Here is a 22,124-nt window from a genome sequence, read left to right as displayed (position 1 = left end):
AAGACGAACGGTGTGAATGAAGTTAATTGAGTCGTTGGAATGGGGAAATCGGTCGATTAGTCCCACTGGTGGCGTTTGAGGCCGATGTAGGAGGCGATGAGTCCCAGTGCAATGTGGATGGCCAGCAGGTAGTGGCAGGCATCGGCACTCTGGAAGGAGGTTTCGGTGACGGCATCGATGGCATTGCGGTAGCTTGGGTTCATCGAATCAATGCTACCGGACCATGCCCAGTAAGCGGAGATGAACGGACGGGTGATGCTTTCGATGCTTTCTGGCAGCGCGAGGACTGCGCCGGAGAGCGGCAGCTGGAAGCCCACGAGGTAAATGGAAAGCAGGGATGACTGCTCGGCGGTCTTCATCAGCGAGGAAATGCCGAGGCAGACGAAGGTCATCGCCGCATTGACCATGACGAGGAAGACGGTGTGATCGAGGAAGCCGGTGTCGGTGCCGTCCGGGAATTTCCAGAACTGCTGCACGAAGATGGCCATCCACAAGGACTGGATGAGGATCAAACTTCCGAGGAAGGCGACCTTACTGGCGAGGTAGGCGGATGGGCGGATGCCTCCAAATTTTTCTTTCTCGAAGATCAAGCGTTCGCCGGCGACTTCACGGGCGGAGTTGTTCGATCCCATGAGGGAAAGCAGCACCACCTGGAACATGACAATGCCGGAGACTGCGGAGCCCACACTGAGGTAGCTGGCCTTGACCATCGATTCCTCGGTGATCTGCTGCAGCAAGCCTTCTTGCCGATCGGAGAAGCGTTTGATGTTCTCATTCCCGCGATCGCTGAAGAGGGCGACGAGGATGGGGAAACAGACGAGGATGGAAAGCTGCAGGAAAACTTGGCCCCGGTCGCGGAAGAAGATCTTCCAGCGGCGGCTGAGCAGGGTGCTGAACTGGCTGAACACGCCGGGCATAGGCACCAGCTCCGTGGCCTCGCGCACGATGGCATCATCGCCGGCTGGATCGTCGAGCGGTGCGGTATCGCTTTTGGATCGTTTTTTGCGCCGTGGTTTGGGCTCCTCGTCGAGTTTCTCCGAGAGGGCTTGGGAGGTTGACATTTTCTGCTTCAGCACATCGTCCGGCACCGAGAGCGTGCCTTCTTCGATCTGCTTCTGGCGCTTGGCTTCCAACTTGCCGTAGTAAGCCTCGCGGTGTTTCAGCCATGAGCTCTGCCACTTGTCCGACCGTTGTTTGGCCAGTTGCGGATAGACCTCTTCCATGTCGTCGACAGAAAAGTAATGGGTCAGCCCCTCCGGTGGTCCGTGGTAGGCGACCCGACCTTCGTGCAGCACCAGGATGGAATCATAAAGCTCCAGGTGGGCGAGTGAGTGGGTGACGGAGATGACCGAGCGACCGTCCTTTCTGGAAAGCTGGTGCAGCAGTCGCACGATGTCGCGTTCCGAGCGGGGGTCGAGGCCCGAAGTCACCTCATCGCAGAGCAGGAGGTGGGGGCCGGTGACCAGCTCCATGGCCAGTCCGAGTCGGCGTTTTTGCCCACCGGAAAGCACCTTTACGGGGCGATCCGCCAAGGTGGCCAGGCCGGTTTCCTCGAGAATGCGGTCGATGCGATTATCCAGCTCCGCGACATTGCGAGTCTTCACACGCAGGCGCGTGGCGGACTCGATGGATTCGTCGACGGTGAGTTGATCGTAGGCGATGGAAAACTGGGGGACGTAGCCGATTTCCGCAGGGTCGAAATCTTTCTCCTCCGCGAGGTTTCGGCCGTTCCAGATGAGATCGCCAGCGGACTCCTCATTGAGCCCGGCGATGGTTTTTAAAAGGGTGGTTTTACCGCAACCTGAGGGGCCGACAATGGCCATGAAATGGCCGCGTGGGATATCGATCGATACGTTGTCGATGAGATTGATGGGTTCACCATCCTTTTGAATAGAGAAGCAGACGTCTTTGAGTTCGAGCACGGTGGAATCAGGTATGTTGGGGAGGACTGGTAGTTAGCAGTCGGTTTAAACAAGGTTAACTAGGGAAAGTTGCGAATGGTGGCGAGAAGAAAACTTGTGGATTTGATGGTGAACGTTAGATTGCCGCTATGTCGAGAAGAGCTCAGAGAAGAAAATCCGGTGGTAGTTCGAGTTCCAGAGGGAAAGGCGGATTCGGCTGGTTACCGCGCATGATAGCGATACTGGTGCTGGCGGTGCTTCTTGCAGGCTTTGGTGGTTATTTTTGGCTGAAATCCTACCTCCACAGCGATGATTTCCGTGTGTTCCTTGGGGACACAGTGGGAGAGGCGATTGGGGCTGAGACACATTTTGAGTTGTTCACCTGGCAGGGAATGCAGGCGCAGACCGAAGGTTTGACCGCTGAAAATGGTGGCTTGATTCGTGCCCTGCGTGCCGATGAGGTGCAGGCCCGTGTCGGATTGTCCGGTGTCCGCCGTGGTGTCTGGGAGGTCTCCGGACTGCGGGTCAAACAGCTCGATGTGGAAATGGATACCCGCAACGAGGGGCCAACCGCTGAGCCAGCGTCCGACGAGATCACTGCCGACCCCACACCCGAGAGCGAGGGGGGCTTCCTTTCCGGCCTGCTCCCGAACCGCGCCGAGCTGAGTTCCGCGGAGATCGAGCGCTTGAACTTCAAGGTGGAGACCGCGGGTGGCGGGTTGCAGGCGACGAATCTGATCGCCCGCATCGATGCTGCACAGGCCAAAGGAGCCTTTGATATCAATTTGTCCAGCGGCATGATCGAGACCAGCTGGTTCGGCTCGCCGATGGAGCTGATCAGTGCGCGTGGGAAATACCAGCAAGGCCGGATCTACCTCACCGACTCGTCGTATCGAGTCTACGAACGTGGCATCCTCGATCTCAATGGTGAGCTCGAGGGCGGCGATTTTGGATTTTATGGTCAACTCCGCGACATCAAAGCAGAAGAGCTGGTGCCGGAAGATTGGCAAAAACGTCTGACCGGTGACCTGACGACCCAATTCAAAGTCCAGTCCGGCGCGGAGCAGGTCGATGGGAGCCGGGCGGACACCATTTTACGCGGTCAGCTAGAACTGAAGAATGGCGTGCTCACGTCGTTGCCGGTGCTCGATACCATCGCTGCCTATGCCAACACCCGCCGCTTCAGACGACTCCAATTTTCCGAAGCCAAAATGAAATACCATCGCGCGGGCGATCGCCTCGAGCTCACCGACATTGTGCTCGCAAGCGAGGGGCTTGTCCGAGTGGAAGGACGCATGACGATAGTCGGTGACCAGTTGGACGGACGTTTCAAAGTGGGAATCATCCCCGGCACCCTGACCCACATTCCGGGGGCTGAGACCAAGGTGTTTATCCGTGGCGAGAAGGGGCTATTGTGGTCGCCTCTGCGGATCACCGGAACCATAGATGCGCCGAAGGAAGATCTCAGCGATCGGATGATTGCCGCGGCGGGCGAGAGGATGTTCGAGCTGGTGCCTGAGACCGGAAAGATGGCGCTCAAGTTTGCCCACAATTCAGCGGTGCAGCTGCCGGGGAAAGCCATCGAAACTGGCGAGGGCGCTCTGGATACTGGCGTGGACGTGCTGCAGAAAACCCTCGAGGAAGGCCCGGCGTCGGGTGTCGAGAGTGGCGTGCGCGGCATGCTGGACCTGATCCCCGGCTCACAACCGCGGAGGAAGAAGGACGAGGAGTGAGAGCTGAGCTCGGTGGGACGCCGAGACGCCCTACTTGACGGTGAACTTCCGTCCCTTGTTGTTCATCCAGGCTTTACGGGCGCTGCTCAGTAGCTGATCGAGATCGGCTTCGTCGGACAGGCGGAACTCGATGGTCTTGGAGTGCGTCGTCGTTGGATACTGCTTCGCCACCATGGTATTGGCATTGGCGCCGGTGCGATCACCCACATTGTCGGCAATGTCCTTGGCGCGTTCGGTGATGCCGGAGGTGATGCTGGACTCGGCGTCCTCGGTGACTGGGATGATGTAATAAAAGCGCACCAGTGAGTTGCCGATGGTATCGATCACCACTTCGGAGACTTTCAGGTTTCCATCGATGACGTAGCTGTGCTTGCTGACGGATGTGATCTTGCTGAGCGCCACCACGTAGCTGCCGCCGGGTAAACTGGCTTGCCAAAACTTGGTTGATGTTGAGGTGTCGCTGGTGCTGTCTGTATCGTCCTGAGCAATAGCTGAGGGAGCAGCGGACAAGATCAGAAACAGGGCGGTGGTGAGTAGCGTAAGAGATTTCATAGGTTGGGGCTGAATGATGTTGTGGTGAGGATAGAATTGAAACCGAGAGGTGGCAATAAAGTTTCCCAAAAGCTGGATCCTGCCTTGATCGTTGAAAATGCAATCGCTAAGAACTGCGATGTTATGGCGAAGTATCGACCGAATGTAGCTGCCCTTGTTCTGAACCGGGAGGGAAAGCTGCTTGTCTGCGAGCGGGTTAATTCAACTGGCCTGTGGCAGTTTCCCCAAGGCGGCGTGGATGCCGGAGAGAAGCGCAAACATGCCTTGGCGCGGGAGGTTGAGGAGGAAATTGGCCTGCCGTCAGACGCCTACCGGGTTCTCGAGAAACGCGGTGGCTACACTTACCTCTACCCGAAGCAGGTGCGGAAACAGAAGTCTTACTTCGATGGCCAGGTGCAGACGTATTACCTCTGCCGCCTGAAGAAAAATGCCCCGGAGCTCGATCTGAAACGGCATAAAAACCAGGAGTTCGGCCGCTACCAATGGATCAACCCCGATGAGTTCAATCTCAAGTGGCTGCCGGAGTTCAAACGCCAGGTCTACCGCGCTGTGATGCTGGATTTCTTTGGCGTTAGGTTATAAGAGAACGACCCTTGTTAGGGCGTCTTCACATCCTTCCAGAATTGATCGAGAGCACCTAACACTTCATCAGTGGCGAGCAGGTAGAGGTCGTTGTGTCCTACCCCCTCGATCTCAACGAAGGTCTTCGGTCCGGGGTGGAGTTCGTGTAGTTTTTTGCCATGCCACGGTTTGATCACCTGATCGCGGTCGCCATGCACCACCAGCAAGGGTGTGCGGATGTGCTCGATTCGTTGGATGTTTTTGAACCGATCTCCAGGAAAAAGCGGCACCCGGGTGACCGCGCGGAAGGCGGATACGAAGGGGGAGACCAGCATCAAGCCGGCGCATGGCTCCTGCTCCGCCAACCAGACCGATGGGCCGCTGCCGACCGATTGTCCGTAAATGATCACCTGCTCCCGACGGACGCCTAGGTCGTCGGTCAGGTGCTGCCACGCTGCCCGACAAGCATCCTGGCAGCTGTCCTCGTTCGGACTGCCCTCGCTTAACCCGTATCCGGGGTAATCGTAGGCGAGAATGCCATAACCGCGTGCGCGGAAGTCGCTCAGGCGTTCTTGCAAATAGCCAATGTCCTCGGCATTGCCGTGCGACCACAAGAGGGTCGGCTTGTCTGGTTTCGCGGGGTGATGGTAGACGGCCACTTGTTTGCCCTCGCTGCGTTCAATCAGCTGGATGCCGGTCATCTGCTCGGTGTAGCGAGCCTGCGGTGGCTGAAAGAGAATGCGGTTCGAAAACCCGCAGGCGACCACCAACAGGCAGAGGTAAATGAATGCCAGAGACTTGATCGGCCTCATCCAGTTCCACTCTCCCACGATCCATTTTTTCCAAGCACCCATAGTTTATTTATTTTCATAGCAGTAGCAGAAATTCCAGCGGCTAAAAAGTAGGAAAAACGCTCTTGGCGTGGGGCTTGTGCAACTGTATGGCTGACCTGCTCCAGCGAGTGTCCATCCTTTTTTACCCCATGAGTTTTCTGCCTGCCCCTTACCAACACCCCTACGAGATCGATCCCAAATACAAGAAGAGCGTGGCCTATTTTAGCTCGGAATTTGCCATCGATCAGGCTTTGAAGATCTACTCAGGTGGCCTTGGCTTTCTGGCCGGATCGCACATGCGCAGCGCCTATGATTTGAAGCAGAACCTCATCGGCATCGGCATCCTTTGGTCGTATGGCTACTACGATCAAGGGCGTGGTGAAAATCGCGAGATGGCCGTGCAGCAACACCGCAAGGATTACTATTTCCTGAAAGAGACTGGGATCAAATACACCATTAAAATCCACGATCATGATGTCTGGGTGAAGGTCATGCACCTTCCAGCCGAAACCTTTGGCACCGCCCCGATGTTCTTCCTCACCACGGACTTGGATGAAAACGATGTGATGTCGCGGACGATTTCACACCGTCTCTACGATTCAGATTTTCTAACACGGATAGCTCAATACATGCTGTTAGGTGTCGGTGGCGCCACCTTGCTCGATCACTTGGGAGTGGACCCCGATGTCTGGCATCTCAATGAGGCCCATGCGCTTTCGGCGGCATTCCAAGTTTACGGTAAAACGCAGTCGCTCGCCGAGGTGAAGAAGCGCTTTGTCTTCACCACCCACACGCCGGTGGAAGCCGGCAATGAGAAGTCGAGCTTCGATCTGCTGCACAAGTTCACCTTCTTCTGCGGATTGGAAAAGGAGGCCGCGCGCCAATTGTGCGGTGTCCAGGGGGATGAGTTCAATCACTCACTGACCGCCCTGCGACTGAGCCACAAAGCCAATGCTGTGTCGAAATTGCACGGCGAGGTTTCCCGCAAGATGTGGAAAGGCGCCGAGGGGATCTGTGAAATCGATCACGTCACCAACGCGCAGAATAAAAAATACTGGGTCGATGAAGAGCTAGAAGCCGCTCGTCAGGCAGGCGATATCAAGGCTCTGGCCAAGCGCAAGCGGGAGCTGAAAAAACGGCTCTTCAAGGAGGTGGCTGATCAGACAGGGCGCTTGCTCGATCCCGATGTGCTCACCATCGTCTGGGCCCGCCGCTTTGCCGGCTACAAACGAGCCGAACTGGTGACCCGCGATCTCCTACGCTTCGAAGCCATGCTGGCCAACACCGAGCGGCCAGTGCAGATCATCTGGGCCGGCAAGCCGTATCCGAAAGATAGTGACGCGATCGAGACCTTCAACTACCTGGTCAAACTCACCAAGAAATACGCCAACGCCACCGTGCTGGTGAGTTACGAGTTGGCATTGTCCAAGCTACTCAAAGACGGATCGGACGTCTGGCTCAATAACCCCATCGTCACCCTCGAAGCATCCGGCACCTCGGGCATGACCGCGGCGATGAATGCCAGCGTGAACTTCTCCACCCACGATGGCTGGGTCTGCGAGTTCGCCAAGGACGGACACAATGCCTTCATCATCCCGGAGGCCGATCCTTCATTGACGCCGGAAGCTCGCGATCAGCACGATTTGTTAGGGTTCTATCAGATCCTCGATACCGTGGTGCTACCGAGCTACTACGATCACCCTGACGACTGGTGGAAGATTGTGCTCAACAGCATGAACGAGGTGGTGCCGTTCTTCGATTCCAGCCGCATGGCTGATGAATACTACACCAAAATGTATACCTAGCCTCGTGTCCGGATAGGAGGTGATCGATCTTGACTAACAGAGACGGATCATATCGCGAATGAACTGTTTCCATAGGTAAAACAAGCCCTTCACGGTGTAGCGGAAATGCCCGTCGCCAGTGAGCTGAATGATGCCGGTTTCCAGATTGTGATCGATCTGGTGGCGCAGCTCATGCTCGATCTCTTCGTCCACATGATCGGGGTCCGGGATCATCAGATCGTCATCGATGAAACCCTGCTGATTGAGATAGTGGTTGTGGGTTTTGATCAGCTTCATGGCGCACTCGTTGGAGCAGCTGACCTGGTTCCAGTGGACTTTGGGCGCCGTCTTGAGGGTTGGTGAAAAGGGGAAGTTGGTGGTGCGCCAGATGCCGTCGGTGAGGTCGCGACTGGTCAAGGTCAGGTAGGTAAAGGTGACGTTCGACTGCTCGCAGAGGCAGAGCGAGGCCACGGATTTGGTTTCGGCATTCCAGAACAGCTGGTAGATCTGCTGCATGCCGCCGAGTTTCCAGGTGCAGTCTTTGATGTGCTCGTAGCCTTCGCGTTCCAGGGCGATCAGGTGTTCTTCGGCATTGGGGAAGACTTCGAGGTTGGTGGAGTAGTGCTCTTTCAGTCGATTCTCCAAGGGCATGCGCATCTTGCGGATCCTGGTCAGCAACTCCACCCATGGGAGGAAGAACCACGCGGCGGCGGCGAGGATGCCGGCGATGACACTGCCGGTGAGAAAGTAGAAACATAAACCGGACGCGACTAGCATGACCAAAGCGCCGAATTTGCGAAGATACATGGTGCGACAAGAGCGCAGCGCAAATCCAAAAACGATGACGGCTAGAACGGTGTAAAATTGATTCATAACATATCCGCCAACCGCACGGCCTACCTAGCCACGGGTGGCTAAGCTTTTGATAACGAGAGAATTTAATGTCTGATGTTTCCCTCGTTCGCGCTGTTGACGCGGGAATATGCCACCGCCCGCTGCGGATTGCAACTTGTGAAACTGGATGGGATCGATATGCTCCTTGCCATGGCGATTGAGACATTTGATGGCATCAGCCCGGAGATTCATCCCAGCGCGTTTATCGCAGGCAGTGCGGATGTGATTGGTAGGGTGAAAGTGGAAGAGGACGCCAGCGTCTGGTATAACACCACCTTGCGCGGCGATATCAACGAGATCGTCGTCGGCCCTCGTTCCAACGTGCAGGACAACGTCTGCATCCACCTCGCCGATGATTACGGCACCTATCTCGGCGAGCTCGTGACCATTGGCCACAGCGCGATCGTGCATGCCTGCACGGTGAAGGACGAGGTGCTGGTCGGCATGGGTGCCTGCATTCTGGATGGCGCGGTGATCGGCGAGCGCAGCATCATCGGCGCCAACTCTCTGGTGACCGGAGGAACCGTGATCCCACCCGGCTCACTGGTGCTCGGCAGCCCGGCGAAGGTGGTGAAAACGCTCGATTTGGCCCAGCAGGCGGATATCAAAAAGTGGGCTGAGAAATACGTCAGGAATGCCAAGAAATATAAGCAGCGCCCGAATGATGGACGCTGCTAGGCGGTGATCCTCTGGCATTTTGACACTGCGGATTGACTCCACCGTGTGACAGGGTAGACTAATCGGCGTATGCTAGAAAATTCACCCGAAGATGCCAAAGTCCGCGTTGAGCCGGTGGCCCTGATGCCCACCTCGGCTGGTTGCGCGGTGTTCTTGGGTGACGGTGAAAAGGTCATCGTATTTTACATCGAGCCCGCCATCGGAGCATCGATTAATGCGGTGATGGCCGGGGTGAAACCACCGCGACCGCTGACCCACGACCTGTTCTCCCAAGTCATCGATGCCTTTGGCGGCCACGTCGATCATGCCGACATTATCAAAGTCGAAGGCGAGGTGTTCTTTGCCCGCTTGTTGATCAGTGCCGAGAACGAAATCATGGAACGCAAGATTGTGGAAATCGATGCCCGCCCAAGTGATTGCCTGGCCTTGGCCGTGCGCCAGGAAGCGCCGATCTACGTCCTCCGTGAAGTCTGGGACGAGCTGCGCGACATGTCCGATGTGCTGAGCGAACTGAAGGAAAAAGGCGAATAAGCCTGGGGGAATTGCTCCGGCTGTGAGTGCATCGCAGCGCCCTAGACCTCGATCGTTTTTCTGACGAAGTCCAGTGCGTCTTCGCGGGTGCTCAGATGACCTTCTAACTGCTCGGTTTGAACTTGGGTGAGAATCTTTTTGAATACGGGGCCGGGTTTAAGCCCCATGTCGATGAGGTCCTTGCCGGTCACCAGTGGGGTGGGGATCAAGGGCTCGGCGGCAAATTCTTTTTCCTTCTCCCGCAGGAAGTCATAGTTCTCCGTCAGGCCGTTGCTGCTGGCGCAATCGACCCGGTGCAGCTCCATTTCCTGCTCAAAGGTGGGACGCGCCATGAAACGCTTCACCTTGGCGGTGCGCATGTCCATGACGTTCATGAAGTTCATATGGTTGCGAACCATGGCGCAGACGTCCTCGATGGTTTTGTTCGAGTATTTCATCCGCCGCAGAATCACGTCCGCCATCTCAGCACCTACGCGGTCGTGACCGTTGAAGCGGATGCGGTCGGCTTCTTCATCGTAGGTATAGGTCGGCGGCTTGGCGATGTCGTGCAGCAGCACCGCGAGGGCTAGCTCGGGGGTGACATCGCCACCTAACATATCGAGCATGATCCGGGTGTGGGTGTAGACGTCTCCCTCCGGGTGCCACTGCGGCGGCTGCTCGCAGCCGATCAGGGCGTAAACTTCCGGCACGATGAATCGCATCAGTCCGCTCTCGGTGAGTAAATCAAGCCCCCGCGCCCGCCCGGGTGCCACCAGCGTTCGGGTGAACTCGTCGCGCACTCGCTCGGTGCTGATTTGTTCCAGCAGACCAGCATGGTCTTGAACGGCCTGCCAAGTGCTGGCTTCGATTTCAAAATCCAGGACCGTGGCGAAACGGACGGCGCGCATCAGCCGGAGGGCATCTTCCTGGAAGCGGTCAGCGGCATTACCAATCGCTCGGAGGGTTTTGCTTTTCAGGTCGGCCAGGCCACCTACGTGGTCGATCACTTCTTCGGTCACCGGATGCTGGAACAGACCGTTGACGGTGAAGTCGCGGCGTTGGGCATCTTCCTCTGGGCTGGAAAAGGTCACCGACTCCGGGTGTCGGCCATCTTTGTAAGAGCCGTCGTGACGAAAGGTGGCGATCTCAAAAGGGATCTTGTTTTCCTTCACCAGAATCACCCCGAAGTGGGCGCCGATGGCATCGGATTTGGGAAAAAGCGCCTGCACTTCGTCGGGTGTGGCGGAGGTGGCGATGTCGTAATCCTTCGGCTCGTTTCCTAACAATGCGTCTCTAACACAGCCTCCTGCAAAGTAGGTGGTGTGTCCGGCATCGATGAGGCGCTGCGCGGTGGCAACGGCCGTTGTTTTCAAATCGCTCACTGTGGATAGACATAAGACTCAAGCGCTAAGATACAAGGTGAATGTGCTGGGTGAATTTGGTATTTGGAATTTAAGAATGGGAGTTTAGAACTAGCCATGCCCATGATTTTCGAAAACATGCAGATGGTGAACTGGCAACATCCTCTGTTTGTGATTTCAGCCTTTGTGCTCGGTGCCTGTGTCGGATCTTTTCTCAACGTCGCTATCTACCGGCTGCCGCGCGGTCTTTCGGTGAACACGCCGAAGCGCTCGTATTGCCCGACCTGTGAGAAGGACATCCCATGGTATCGCAACATCCCCTTGTTCACCTGGCTCGCCCAAGGTGGGAAATGTGCCGAGTGCCAGTGCCGGATTCCATTCCGCTACTTCGCGGTGGAGCTGGTCACCGCACTGCTGTTCCTGCTGATGTGGGTGAGCTTCCCGCAGACGCCGGGGCTGGCGCTTTTCTACATGATCCTGATGGCGCTGTTAGTGGTGGTGGTTTTTGTCGATGCCGAGCTGATGTTGATCCCGCTGCAGGTAACCTGGCTGGGCACCGCGCTGGGTGTGGTTGGTGCCGTGCTGATCCAACATCACCTGCGCGCCGATGGCTGGGTGGACGGTCTGTGGAAATGTGGTCTCGGATTTGTCGCCGGTTTCGGCGGCCTGTGGTTGGTGGTTCGCCTTGGCAAATTGGCCTTCGGGAAGAAAAACATGGAGTTCGCCGAGGCGGTCGAGTGGGAACTGCGGGAGCCGACCGATGATCCGGATGACGAGCAGGAGGAGCTGTGCTTTGTCATCGATGGCGATGCCCATGGGTGGTCCGAGCTATTTTTCCGCGATTCCGATCAACTGATCATCGAGGGCAGTGGCTTTCTGGTGGATGGCAAAAAGGTCAAGGCCAAGGAGCTGGTGATCAAAGGCACGACCATTGAGCTCAAGGGGAAAACCATCGGTATCGAGGATCTCAAATCTCTCAGCGGCAAAGCGCGCAAGGTGGTGATTCCTCGCGAGGCGATGGGGATGGGCGATGTCTATCTGATGGGCATGTTAGGTGCCTGCCTCGGTTGGGAATCGGTGCTGTTCACCGTCTTTGCCGCCTGTTTATTCAGCATCTTCCTCGCCATTCTCGGGCGCATGGGCTTTGGCCAGCGGCTGCCTTTCGGGCCCAGTTTGGCCTTTGGTGGATTCGCTTGGATCTTCTTCGGCTGGCAGGTCTGGGATTGGTATTTCTCCCTGATGGCACCTGCTCCGGTGGTGCAGGGCTACTGAACAATCTCGGTGCCGATCCCTGAGCGGGTGAAGATTTCCAGCAGCAGCGAGTGCGGGGTGCGGCCGTCGATGAAGTGGACTTTACCGACACCGTGGGAAAGGGCATCGAGCGCGGAGTCAATTTTCGGCAACATGCCGCCGGCGATGGTGCCGTCTTCGATCAGTTCCTCCGCCTTGGGCTGATTGATCGAGGGGATGAGGGTGCTTGGATCATCGCGATCCGCGAGGATGCCGGGGACATCGGAAAGATAAACCAGCTTGGTGACTTTCAGCTCCTTGGCCAGGCAGGCAGCGGCGAGGTCGGCATTCACATTGAGCGGTTTGCCACTTTCTTCCTCGGCGGCAAGCGGTGAGATCACCGGCACGGTCTCGGAGTAAATGCAGTTGCGGATTTCATCGAGCTGACAGCCCACCGCTTCGCCAACGCGGCCGATGTCGACATTGTCACCGTCCTCATTGGTCGCTTGAATCCGGCGTCCGACAAAAACCTCGGAGCCGGGCAGCCCTTTGGCCTTTCCTCCGAATTCCGTGAGCATGTCCACCAGGCCGGGGTTGATTTTTCCCGAGAGGGTATGCTGCACGATGTCGATTGCTTCCGGTGTGGTGACGCGGAAGCCACCGATGAAGTTTGCCTCCAGCCCGGCCTCTTTCATTGCGGCCGAGATGGCCTTGCCGCCACCGTGCACGACTACTGGGTTCACGCCGGCAACTTCGAGGAAGACGATGTCGCGCATGACTTTTCTAACAAGGTCCGGATCTTCCATCGCGGAGCCTCCCATTTTGATCAGGAAGGTGTGGCCGCGGAACGATTGGAGATAGGGCAGAGCTTCGATCAGGACCGAGGCTTTGTTGATGGTGGCATCCAGAGACATGTGGGCGTTTTAAACTGCCCGATATAAATGCCAAACACGAAATGTGGCTTAAGAGTGGATGACAGGTTGGAGGTCGCTGGTGTGATCCTCTTGGAGGGTGGTGTGTTTGCGTCTGGCCGCAGGGACAATGGCGCCCACGATGAGGGCGGTGAGCAGGGGGCTGACATTGAACCAGTGCTCCGTGATATCCATGATCAGCAGTAACAGGGGGTAAATGAGAGCGGCAGTGAGAAGGCTGGCGAGTAAGCGGTTAATGCGTTTGAAGCCGCTGAACCAGCAGGCGGCAAAGGCAACATCGAAAATGATCACCACCTGAGCCCATAGAGGCAGACGGCGATAGTCGATGGAGGCTCCTGGCTCTATTGCTAGCAGGTTTGTGGACCAGTGTTGGACAGCTGCCAGACGTTCGGGCGAAAGTAAGTTCGTAGAGGCAGTTTTTTCCCCAGTGGCACAGAAGAGAAACACGTCAGGCTCTGCGGCGGTGGCGGACCCGGCGCTGTTATCTTTCGGGCGGGTGATCAGCTCCTCGGCCTTGAGCGGGGGCTGGGTCGATGCCTGTTGCTCGTTGGCGGAGAACACGGGGAGGGCGGTTTCACCATAGGAATCAATCGGGATGACCAGACCTTCCATACCCAACCGAATGTGCCGGCCGCAGTGGACTCTGACCTCGTCGGGCCGCACATCGTGGGCACTCATCAGCGCGAGCAGCTCGAGCGAAGGGATGAGGCCCTCGTCTTGCCATTGGCAGATCATCGGCACGTAGTCTGGGGTGCCAGGGGTGCTCTCGATCGAGCTGAAGCCGGCGTAGCTGTGTTCTCCGCCTGACATTACCGCCGGAAGCGCGACTTGGTTCACCGTGGGGATGAGGCGACGGTTTCCGCTGACTTGGGAAAAGGGGATGAGGCTGCGGCGCAGGGCGGGCGGTAGCTCTTGGGCCGTGGCGCCTCGAGTCAGCGGTAGGCCGAAGCTGGCATGGGAAAAGGGAGCCAATTGATGGTTGAGAGCGTCAGCGCTGAGCCCCAGATCTCCGTCCCAGCTCAGTCGGGTAGTGAAGACGAGATTCTCGACGCCCCGGTCATTGAGCGCGTGCAGCATCACTGCGTAATCGAGCGGTGACGGCGGTGTGGACTCATACACACGGTCAGGATCATCGGTGATCTCGATCAGCTGGAATGCGCGACCTCGATCTGGCTGCTTGCTGAGCAAGCGAGAGGTGATCACCTGGGTGTTACGATCCAGATCGTAGAGTCTGCCTGACGATTGCGCGGCGGCACGGACGCAGGTGATATCGAACTCGGGCAGGAAATGGGTTTTGTTTCCGAAAAAGAGCACCAGTAAGCTGGTCAGGGCGGTGAGGATAAACGACCAGAGGTAAGGGCGCAGTTTGGCCGCCAAGCTGTCGTTGTTCGTCGCTTGTTCAGCCGACTCCGACCCAGCACCCGAAGCCGGGTCGGCTTGGGGTTTGGCGTTGTTTTCAGATTTAGAAGTCATCGGCCGCTAGTTGAGATCGTGGCGGTCTGGGTGGCGGTCCGGGCGGAGCGCCAATCAGGCTTTTTCCAGCGCATCTAACACGGGAAGCAGCGGCTCTTCAAGATCAGAGCCGGTAATGACCTCGCGAAGGATTTTTCCTGCGGTGGGAAGGTGCTGGAGGAACCACTCCTGCTGCGGCTGCCGACCAATCTTGGCGTAGGCACCCATGGCCTGCATCAGCCGCTGGGTGGCGCATTTCTGGAGGATGGGCGCGATCGGTTCTTCTTCGGAGACTTCCTCCCAGAGATCGAGCAGCTTCTGCCGGTCCTCGGCGGAGTGGTCCATGTAGGGATCGTAGATCAACGAGGCGAGATCGTATTCTTGGCGACCGCGGCGCATGCCTTGGAAATCGATGAGCCAGGCCTCGCCTTCATTGACGATGATGTTTTGCGACTGAAAATCGCGGTGCACCAGGTTCCGTGACGAGGCGCCAAGGTCCTTGGCCATCTGGGCCAGCGCAGGGTGCTCGGAGAGTTCGTCGACCACCGCCGGGTTCATGCCCAGATGTTCATCGGCGACTTGATCGAAAAAGTAATCCTGCTCCCAGCGGTAAAGTGCCTCGTCAAAGGGGGGCTGGAACTCGAGGTCTTTTGGCGGGCGGGTGTAGAAAAGTTTGTCCAGCTGCTCGAAGGCGGAGCGGTAGATCGGCTCGCGCACTTCCCACGGTTCGTCTTTCAGGCTGAGCAGATCGACATCGCCGAGATCTTCCACCAGGGCCACACGGCGGCCGGGGTGATCGTAGATGACTTGCGGCACGTTGAAACCGGCATCGGCGAGGAAATTGGAGACCGGCAGGTAGTTCGCATTGTCCTTGCGATCCATGGTGTAGTGGATGCCGATGTAGGGGGCGTAACCCTCAGCTTTTAGCCGGACAATGGTGCGCCCGGACGCGCCCTTGGTGATCGGCTCGATGACACAGGAGTGAGTCGGGCTGAGTTCGAGGTAGTTGCGGATGGCGGTAAGCAGGGTATCGGCTGGCATGGCAGTAGGCGTTGTGTGTGGAGATTTCAGAAAATGGACTCTGTTTCAATGGTTAAATTGCTCCTGTCAAGATCGCGTCTCGGTGCTGGCTTCCGGCCGGAACGCGAATTCCGGGCCAGACGATGCAGTTTTCCAAGCGGGCACCAGCCTCGACGATCGCTCCCGGACCAATGACGCAGCTTGATTCATCGACCTCGGCGTCGGGGTGGATTTGGGCATCGGGGTGGATGGCATCGTCTCGCTTCTGACGTAAATAGTCGTGCACGTCGCGGTAAGCCTGCGGATTGCCAATATCGAACCAATCGCCCTCGTCCAGCACCACCGCCCCGAGTTTTCCGGCTTGGATCAGCTCGATGAAGGCGGGCACAATCGAGACCACTTGCTCATCGGGGATCAGGTCGAGGATTTCCGCATTGATGCAATAGACGCCGGTGAACTGATGCGTGCCGGCAGCCGAACCCAGCAGGTTGCGCATGTCGCTGACCTGGTCGCCGGCGATGTTGACGTTGCAGTTTTCCCCGCTCGAGCGCAGCGCCAGGGTGGCGACGTTGTTGGATGCGCTGTGGTGATCGATCAATTGTTGGATATCGATGTCGGTGAGAATGTCGCCATTGTAGACCAGCAGCGGGTCGTCGCCGATGAAGGTGGCGATGTTGCGGATGCCTCCTCCAGTTTCGAGTAAAACGTCTTCGTGGAAAAATGCCAAGGGGCTGCCTTCGAATGTCCCGTCCGGATAGCTGGCGTTCCAGGCGTCGGGTAGGTGGTGGGTGTTGATGGCGAACTCAGTGATGCCGGCGGCTTGGCAGTGGCGCAGCGCGTGGTTTGCCATCGGCTCGTGAAACACCGGCACCAGAGGCTTCGGCAGCAGGTTGGTGAGCGGGCGGAGGCGGGTGCCGAGACCGGCGCCGAGGATGAATGCTTTGTGGATCACAAGCGAAGACTCAGGAATCAGCCGCGAAGATGCAAGAAATACATTGAAAACACAGCGCCAATCCCAGAGTAATGGTGTCCATGATCCACCAGCGTATGTTCCGCCTGCTCACCGCCGTTCTGCTCACTCACACTGCCACGGCCGATGAGCCTGAGGAAAAGCAATTTTACCATGGCAAGCCGGTCAAAGCGCTGCTGGTCACCGGCGGCTGCTGCCACGATTACGAATTCCAGACCAAGGCGCTGACCATGGCGTCCGAGGCCAAGGCGCCGATCCAATGGACCGTGGTCAACCAAGGTGGCAAGGGCACCAAGGCTGAGATCGATCTCTATCAGGATCCCAACTGGGCCAAGGGCTACGATGTGGTGGTGCATAACGAGTGTTTTGCAGGCACCACCAACGTCGAATACATCAAGAAAATCACCGACGCCCATAAGCAGGGTGCTCCGGCCGTGGTGATCCACTGCGCCATGCACACCTACCGCAAATCCAAAGACACCGAGTGGCAGAACTTCCTTGGAGTGACCACCAAACATCACGATCACCAAAGCCACTACCCAGTGACCACGGTGAAGAAGGATCACCCGATCATGAAAGGCTTCCCGGCGAACTGGAAAACGCCCAAGGACGAGCTCTACGTCATCCTCGATACCGCCAAAGGCATGAGTCCGCTGGCCACCTCCGTCAGCGAGAAAGACGGCAAGGTGCATCCGGTCATCTGGGTGAACGATTTCCACGGCACCCGTGTTTTCGGCACCACCTTCGGACATACCAGCGAGACCTTCAGTGATCCCGTTTTCCTCGATCTGGTCACCCGCGGCATCCTCTGGTCCGCCGGGAAGTTGGAAAAATAGCCGACCGCAGGGGGTAAGAATATTCCTAGTCCAATAAGCTCTCCAGCGCCCGCCTGTCGGGGCTGGGCATGGGCAGCTGTTCCAGCTCATCGAGTGTGTGCCACTTTTCCTGATCCTGGACGTTCACGTTCTGGGCGTCACAGGCGTAGATCCGCAGGGTCACATGATAGCGTGTGATGCTGTAGGTGGTTTTCAGCGCCAGCGCCAGGTCGAGCGTTTCGGCATGCTCGCGTCTGGGGATCGACCACATACCTTCGCGGCGTTTGCCCTGCTGCACCTGATGCAGCAGCACCCGACCGTGAGAGTCCGTGGCAAAGAGGGCGAACTCATCGGTGCGGGTGACCTTGGCGGCGGACTTCTTGATCGGTAGCGTGCTGGGGTCGCTGCACTGGCAAAATTGGCTCACCGGGCAGCTTGAGCAATCGGGCGATTTGTTCGAGCATTGTCGCTGGCCCAACTCCATCAGTGCCGAGTTGTAGGCGCGTGGATTGTCTCCCGGCACCAGATCGGCCGCCCATTTCCATAGCTGTCGACTGCCGGCGCTGGTGTCGATGCGTTCTTGGAAATCAAAAACCCGCGAGAACACCCGAGCGACGTTGGCGTCCACAATCGCTTGAGCTTCATTATAGGCAAAAGATGCCACGGCACCTGCGGTGTATTCGCCGATGCCCGGGAGTGCGCGCACTTCATCGTATTTCTTGGGGAAATATCCGCCGTGATCGCGAGTGATGGCACGGGCGGCGGCATGCAGGTTGCGCGCCCGCCGATAATACCCCAGCCCTTCCCAGGCCTTGAGGATCTCCTGCTCGGTCGCCTCGGCCATCGCGCGCGGTGTCGGGTAGAGCGCCATGAAGCGGGTGTAGTGACCTTTCCCTAACACGGTGGCCACCTGCGTCTGCTGCAGCATGATTTCGGAAACCAGGATCGCCCAGGGATCGGTGGTGTCGCGCCACGGGTATTCCTTGCCTTCGGCCTCGAACCACTTCACCAGGGCATTCTGGAACGCCCGGGGGTTTTGGGTCGGGTGTTTTTTTGCGCGGGGTTTCTGCGGGTCAGCGGGCATGCGCTGGTTGTAGTCGGGCGCAGGGCAAATACCAGATTTCTCCTCTCAAAATCCTGTGTGCCGGCCCGTCAGTGCATGCCCCAAGAGACGCGGTGAGTTGAATTTTACCGAGGTCTGGTGTAGATTGAATTGTGTCAATCTAGCCTAGGAGAATGCCATGGAAAAAATTCATCTGAGAAAACAGGACCGCGACCTCTTCGCTGCGCTATTGAGCGTGCTGCCGGGGGCTGGGCATCTTTACAAACATCACTACCTGGCAGGGCTCGGCATTATGACCGGAGGCAACCTCCTGATGGTCTTCGTCACCGCCTTGCTGGCTCTGGCAACCTTCGGTTTGGCCATTATTTTGGTGCCAGCAGCCTACGTGTTAGGCGTTGCTTATGCAGCTTATGAGTTAGAGGATTGGCACGGTAAACATGAGCATTTTCACCCCTGGCGCGACGAAGAAGGCTCTCGCGATTAACTTTCTCGTCATGATCAATGAGACAAAAAAAAGAGGCTGTCCAGTGACAGCCTCTTGAGGGAAATTGGATGCTTGTGCTTGGCTTAGCCACGTTTGCGGCGCATCAGGAAGGCAAAAGCAGAGAGGCCGAGCATGGCGAGGCTGGATGGTTCCGGAACCAGTTCGCCATTGTAAGTTGGCAGGTGCACTTCCGAAGTGGTGGTGAGGTTCTGGGCGTAGATAGAACCGTCGATGTTAGCGGAGGTGGTCACCGTGGCATTTGGGGCGAGGACCTGCCCCATCATGTTGTAGCTGCCGAAGTCGATGCTTTCAGCTTCGTAGAAGTTCCAGATCACGCTCTCACGCACCGCGAGGTCTGTGAACGAGCCGACCATGTTACCACTTGTCCAGTCGATATCCGTTCCTGAAACGTTGATCACCACGGTGCTGGCAGAGTTCAGGTCCAGCTCAATCTGTTGCACGTAATTATTGCTGAAGATGTCGTTGCCGCTGTAGGAAAAAATAGCAGTGCCATCGTCGTCCGGTGTGGCGCTGAAGACCAGTGGTCCTGGCTGGCTGCTTGGGAAGCTGGCTACGCTGTTGGAGGCGAGACCAGAAAGCTGGGAGCTGGCGGCATCGAGTTGAGCGAAGATCGCATCGTAGGAAACACCTGGGTTCGATACCAGTGAACCGCCACCGTTGTAGTTGACGTTGCGTGAAATTGATCCCCCGAGCTCAATGCTACCGGCGTTCAGATTGATCGAGTTTCCGGAAACAATGTCACCCGCCACTTGGAGAGTGAAGGTGGATGAGTCCACTGTGTTCTGCAGCTTGATGGCGAGGTTCATGCTGTTGCTGCCTGTGAGGTCGCCGCCGACCAAGGTGCGGCCTTCGACGTCGGACGTGGTGCTGAAATCGCCGGAGACGATTACGGAGTAGTCCGATAGTGGTGACAGACTCTGGGCATTGGCGTCAGTGATGCTCAATGGGAGAGCTGCTGCCAGTGACAAGCTGGAGAGGCCAAGGGCAGCACCACGAAGATTGATTTTTTGGATGAGATTCATAGCGGGTAAATAGGGTGTGTTCGCCGCGAAACTCTTACATAAATCTATAAAGTCAAATAATTATGTAAATTTTCTATAAAAAGTAATCATGCGTTGGTTTTTATGATTGGTTGATCAAACAATTGTATAAGTTGTGTGGTTTTTACGATAGTTAAGATCCTGTTAATTATAAATTTTGTAAACTTTATCGCCGTTTGAGCTTATTATTCCGTGCTATCGTGCTTATCGTGAGTGGTTCATGTGGTGTTCTTCATATTCTTGAGTGGATTGAAAAAGTTCACTGATGGTGAATTCGGATGCATCAAAACGCAGTTTTTGAGTGTAGAGTTCAGTCATCAGGACGCAAAAAAAAGCACCGTGCGAACACGGTGCTTTTTGGTGAAGTCAAAGAGAGCGATGGCGGATTAGCCGATCTGATCAGCGCCGAAGTAGGGGGCCAGAGCCTCGGGGATGAGGATGGAGCCGTCGGGCTGCTGGTATTGCTCGATGAGGGCGACGTAAAGACGAGGCAGCGCGGTGCCGGATCCGTTCAGGGTGTGGCAGATCTGGTTTTTGCCGTCGGCGTCTTTATAACGCAGCTTCATCCGGCGCGCTTGGTAGTCGCCAAAGTTCGAGCAGGATGAGACCTCGAGGAATTTGTTTTGTCCGGGCGACCAAACTTCGATGTCGTAGGTCTTGGTGGACGAGAACCCGATGTCGCCGGTGCAGAGTTCAATCACGCGGTAATGCAGGCCGAGCTTCTGGAGAATCGCCTCGGCGTGACCGGTGAGTTCCTCGAGCAGCTCGAAGGATTTCTCCGGCTGGACGATTTGAACCAGCTCGACTTTATCGAACTGGTGCATGCGGATGATGCCGCGGTTGTCACGACCCGCACTACCGGCTTCACGGCGGAAGCAGGGGGTGTAGGCGGTGAGCTTGATCGGGAGTTCGTCGTCCTTGAGTAGGGTGTCGCGGTAAAGGTTGGTCACCGGGACTTCGGCGGTGGGGGCGAGGAAAAGGGAGTTGTCCTCGATGCCATACATGTCGTCCTCGAACTTCGGCAGCTGGCCGGTTCCTTCCATGCACTCACGTTTGATGATGTGTGGCACGTTGACTTCCTCGTAGCCGTGTTCATCACTCTGGGTGTTGAGTAGAAATTGGATGAGTGCGCGCTCGAGGCGGGCTCCTTTTCCCCGGTAAACGACGTAGCCGGATCCGGTCAGGCGGGTGCCATCGTCGAAGCTGATCAGGCCGTGTTGTTCGGCGAGGGCAACGTGGTCGAGTGGTTCGGCTATTTCAGGTTTCTCACCCCAGACGCGGATTTCAGGGTTGGCGTCTTCGTTGTCGCCTACCGGGCAATCGGCGTGGGGGAGGTTGGGGATGCTCATCAGCAGCTCGGTCTGGCGGCTGCCGGCGGTTTCACCGGCTTCATCGAGCGCGGCGATCTTTTCGCCGATCTCGCGGACCTCTTCCTTGATGGCTTCGGCCTCGTCGGCTTTGCCTTGGCCCATGAGGGCTCCGATTTGCTTGGACAGCTGCTTGCGCTGGGACTGGAGCTGCTGCTTATCGGTCTCGGCACTGCGACGGGATTCATCGCAGGCGAGCACTTCATCGATGAGCAAATGCGCATCACCGCCTCGGGTAGCAAGGCGTTCTTTGATGGCTGCGGCGTCTTCGCGGATGGCTTTGATATCAAGCATGGCGCGGAAGTGATAGCGGATCGGGCCGATTTTGAAACTACGAATCTTGTGAATGATACGAATTTTTTGACCGCGAAATATGCGAACTACGCGAAACAAGGTTTGAGTGGTGCTTTTGAACCACAGAAGCGACGGAATACACGGAAGGTGGCTTGGGTTATTGCCCAGCATCCACGGGGCGCTTGACCGCGAATCTAGCGAATTGGACGAATTGTTTGCCAGGGTGGATGATTCGTTGATGAGACGCGAAAGTTTTTCCGATTTGGTATTTGGAGTTTGGAACTGAAAACTTAAGGTCAGCGCGATGTCAGAGAAGAGAGCTAGCTGGGCGACAGTGTGTGTGGGACTTGCACGGATGATTCTGCACTCGCGTGAAATGCGGCGGAAGATGCTGTTTCAGCTGGTGATTGTGCTGCTGGTTTTGGTGGTGCTGGGCGCCTGGCCGCTGGCCACTTGGTTGAGCGGGAGTGTGTGGCTGTTTCTTCTCTGGTGGGGTGCCTCGATGTTCTACGGCCTGATGATCGTCCTGCTGGCCATTTACGATATGGCTGCGGTGGTGAAGGAGGAGCGTAAGAAGCACCGGGAAGAGTGATCTTCTGTCAGCCTATTCTAGGACTCACCTTCTTGAG

21 protein-coding genes are annotated in these 22,124 nt (G+C 57.0%); 9 read left to right on the top strand and 12 right to left on the bottom strand.

Annotated elements, in window-relative coordinates; all coding sequences use genetic code 11:
* Window positions 1-56 precede the first annotated feature (56 nt).
* Window positions 57-1,922, bottom strand: coding sequence for an ATP-binding cassette domain-containing protein (locus tag JO972_RS15245; RefSeq protein WP_309490947.1), 1,866 nt, complete (start codon window positions 1,920-1,922; stop codon window positions 57-59).
* 209 nt (window positions 1,923-2,131) lie between these two features.
* Here JO972_RS15245 and JO972_RS15240 point away from each other — a divergent pair, with 209 nt between their 5' ends.
* Entirely contained in the window at window positions 2,132-3,634 is a 1,503-nt protein-coding gene (locus JO972_RS15240; RefSeq protein WP_309490946.1) for an AsmA family protein, read from the top strand.
* Window positions 3,635-3,664: 30 nt separating this feature from the next.
* On the opposite strand, the gene JO972_RS15235 is transcribed toward JO972_RS15240, so the two are convergent.
* Window positions 3,665-4,186 carry a hypothetical protein gene (locus JO972_RS15235; RefSeq protein WP_309490945.1) on the bottom strand — a complete coding sequence of 174 codons (522 nt, stop codon included), beginning with the start codon at window positions 4,184-4,186 and terminating at the stop codon, window positions 3,665-3,667.
* A 123-nt stretch (window positions 4,187-4,309) separates the two neighbouring features.
* Between JO972_RS15235 and JO972_RS15230 the strand changes: the two genes are divergently transcribed.
* Complete coding sequence (locus tag JO972_RS15230) at window positions 4,310-4,768, top strand: RNA pyrophosphohydrolase (protein WP_309490944.1); 459 nt, start codon at window positions 4,310-4,312, stop codon at window positions 4,766-4,768.
* Between the two features lie 14 nt (window positions 4,769-4,782).
* Here JO972_RS15230 and JO972_RS15225 read toward each other — a convergent pair whose 3' ends face one another.
* Window positions 4,783-5,601: an alpha/beta hydrolase gene (locus JO972_RS15225; RefSeq protein WP_309490943.1), complete on the bottom strand. Its 819-nt coding sequence runs from the start codon at window positions 5,599-5,601 to the stop codon at window positions 4,783-4,785.
* Between the two features lie 128 nt (window positions 5,602-5,729).
* Between JO972_RS15225 and glgP the strand changes: the two genes are divergently transcribed.
* Window positions 5,730-7,385, top strand: a complete 1,656-nt coding sequence (gene glgP / locus JO972_RS15220) for an alpha-glucan family phosphorylase (protein ID WP_309490942.1) — start codon at window positions 5,730-5,732, stop codon at window positions 7,383-7,385.
* A 33-nt stretch (window positions 7,386-7,418) separates the two neighbouring features.
* Here the strand turns inward: glgP and JO972_RS15215 are convergent, their stop codons facing one another.
* Complete coding sequence (locus JO972_RS15215; protein ID WP_309490941.1) at window positions 7,419-8,237, bottom strand: hypothetical protein; 819 nt, start codon at window positions 8,235-8,237, stop codon at window positions 7,419-7,421.
* A 171-nt stretch (window positions 8,238-8,408) separates the two neighbouring features.
* Here JO972_RS15215 and JO972_RS15210 point away from each other — a divergent pair, with 171 nt between their 5' ends.
* Together JO972_RS15210 and JO972_RS15205 are read left to right on the top strand one after the other, a co-directional pair.
* Window positions 8,409-8,936 (top strand): gamma carbonic anhydrase family protein, encoded by a 528-nt coding sequence (locus JO972_RS15210; protein WP_309490940.1) that lies wholly within the window; start codon window positions 8,409-8,411, stop codon window positions 8,934-8,936.
* 69 nt (window positions 8,937-9,005) lie between these two features.
* Complete coding sequence (locus tag JO972_RS15205; RefSeq protein WP_309490939.1) at window positions 9,006-9,467, top strand: bifunctional nuclease family protein; 462 nt, start codon at window positions 9,006-9,008, stop codon at window positions 9,465-9,467.
* A gap of 41 nt (window positions 9,468-9,508) precedes the next feature.
* Here the strand turns inward: JO972_RS15205 and JO972_RS15200 are convergent, their stop codons facing one another.
* Window positions 9,509-10,828, bottom strand: coding sequence for a CCA tRNA nucleotidyltransferase (locus JO972_RS15200; protein ID WP_425498325.1), 1,320 nt, complete (start codon window positions 10,826-10,828; stop codon window positions 9,509-9,511).
* A 96-nt stretch (window positions 10,829-10,924) separates the two neighbouring features.
* Between JO972_RS15200 and JO972_RS15195 the strand changes: the two genes are divergently transcribed.
* Entirely contained in the window at window positions 10,925-12,079 is a 1,155-nt protein-coding gene (locus JO972_RS15195; RefSeq protein WP_309490937.1) for a prepilin peptidase, read from the top strand.
* Here the strand turns inward: JO972_RS15195 and argB are convergent.
* Genes argB through JO972_RS15175 form a run of 4 tightly spaced genes read right to left on the bottom strand, consistent with a single transcriptional unit; the run spans window position 12,073 to window position 16,393 of the window.
* Window positions 12,073-12,951 (bottom strand): acetylglutamate kinase, encoded by an 879-nt coding sequence (argB, locus tag JO972_RS15190; RefSeq protein ID WP_309490936.1) that lies wholly within the window; start codon window positions 12,949-12,951, stop codon window positions 12,073-12,075. The genes JO972_RS15195 and argB overlap by 7 nt on opposite strands.
* A 48-nt stretch (window positions 12,952-12,999) precedes the next feature.
* Complete coding sequence (locus tag JO972_RS15185; protein WP_309490935.1) at window positions 13,000-14,442, bottom strand: hypothetical protein; 1,443 nt, start codon at window positions 14,440-14,442, stop codon at window positions 13,000-13,002.
* Between the two features lie 54 nt (window positions 14,443-14,496).
* On the bottom strand, window positions 14,497-15,462 hold the full coding sequence (locus JO972_RS15180; RefSeq protein WP_309490934.1) for a phosphotransferase: 966 nt from the start codon (window positions 15,460-15,462) through the stop codon (window positions 14,497-14,499).
* Between the two features lie 52 nt (window positions 15,463-15,514).
* Window positions 15,515-16,393 carry a nucleotidyltransferase family protein gene (locus tag JO972_RS15175; RefSeq protein WP_309490933.1) on the bottom strand — a complete coding sequence of 293 codons (879 nt, stop codon included), beginning with the start codon at window positions 16,391-16,393 and terminating at the stop codon, window positions 15,515-15,517.
* 80 nt (window positions 16,394-16,473) lie between these two features.
* Between JO972_RS15175 and JO972_RS15170 the strand changes: the two genes are divergently transcribed.
* Entirely contained in the window at window positions 16,474-17,247 is a 774-nt protein-coding gene (locus JO972_RS15170) for a ThuA domain-containing protein (protein ID WP_309490932.1), read from the top strand.
* A 25-nt stretch (window positions 17,248-17,272) separates the two neighbouring features.
* Here JO972_RS15170 and JO972_RS15165 read toward each other — a convergent pair whose 3' ends face one another.
* Entirely contained in the window at window positions 17,273-18,310 is a 1,038-nt protein-coding gene (locus JO972_RS15165) for an A/G-specific adenine glycosylase (RefSeq protein ID WP_309490931.1), read from the bottom strand.
* A gap of 157 nt (window positions 18,311-18,467) precedes the next feature.
* Here JO972_RS15165 and JO972_RS15160 point away from each other — a divergent pair, with 157 nt between their 5' ends.
* Complete coding sequence (locus tag JO972_RS15160) at window positions 18,468-18,773, top strand: hypothetical protein (protein WP_309490930.1); 306 nt, start codon at window positions 18,468-18,470, stop codon at window positions 18,771-18,773.
* Window positions 18,774-18,856: 83 nt separating this feature from the next.
* Here JO972_RS15160 and JO972_RS15155 read toward each other — a convergent pair whose 3' ends face one another.
* Both JO972_RS15155 and serS read right to left on the bottom strand, forming a co-directional pair.
* Window positions 18,857-19,816 (bottom strand): choice-of-anchor A family protein, encoded by a 960-nt coding sequence (locus JO972_RS15155; protein ID WP_309490929.1) that lies wholly within the window; start codon window positions 19,814-19,816, stop codon window positions 18,857-18,859.
* Between the two features lie 404 nt (window positions 19,817-20,220).
* Window positions 20,221-21,495, bottom strand: coding sequence for a serine--tRNA ligase (serS, locus tag JO972_RS15150; RefSeq protein WP_309490928.1), 1,275 nt, complete (start codon window positions 21,493-21,495; stop codon window positions 20,221-20,223).
* A 304-nt stretch (window positions 21,496-21,799) separates the two neighbouring features.
* On the opposite strand from serS, the gene JO972_RS15145 reads away from it, so the two are divergent.
* Entirely contained in the window at window positions 21,800-22,087 is a 288-nt protein-coding gene (locus JO972_RS15145) for a hypothetical protein (protein WP_309490927.1), read from the top strand.
* The last annotated feature ends 37 nt before the right edge of the window (window positions 22,088-22,124 follow it).

This window comes from Oceaniferula flava (assembly GCF_016811075.1).
Taxonomy (GTDB): Bacteria; Verrucomicrobiota; Verrucomicrobiia; order Verrucomicrobiales; family Akkermansiaceae; genus Oceaniferula; species Oceaniferula flava.
Note: the sequence above shows the minus strand (reverse complement) of the source record. Positions and strands in the feature narration are given on the sequence as shown.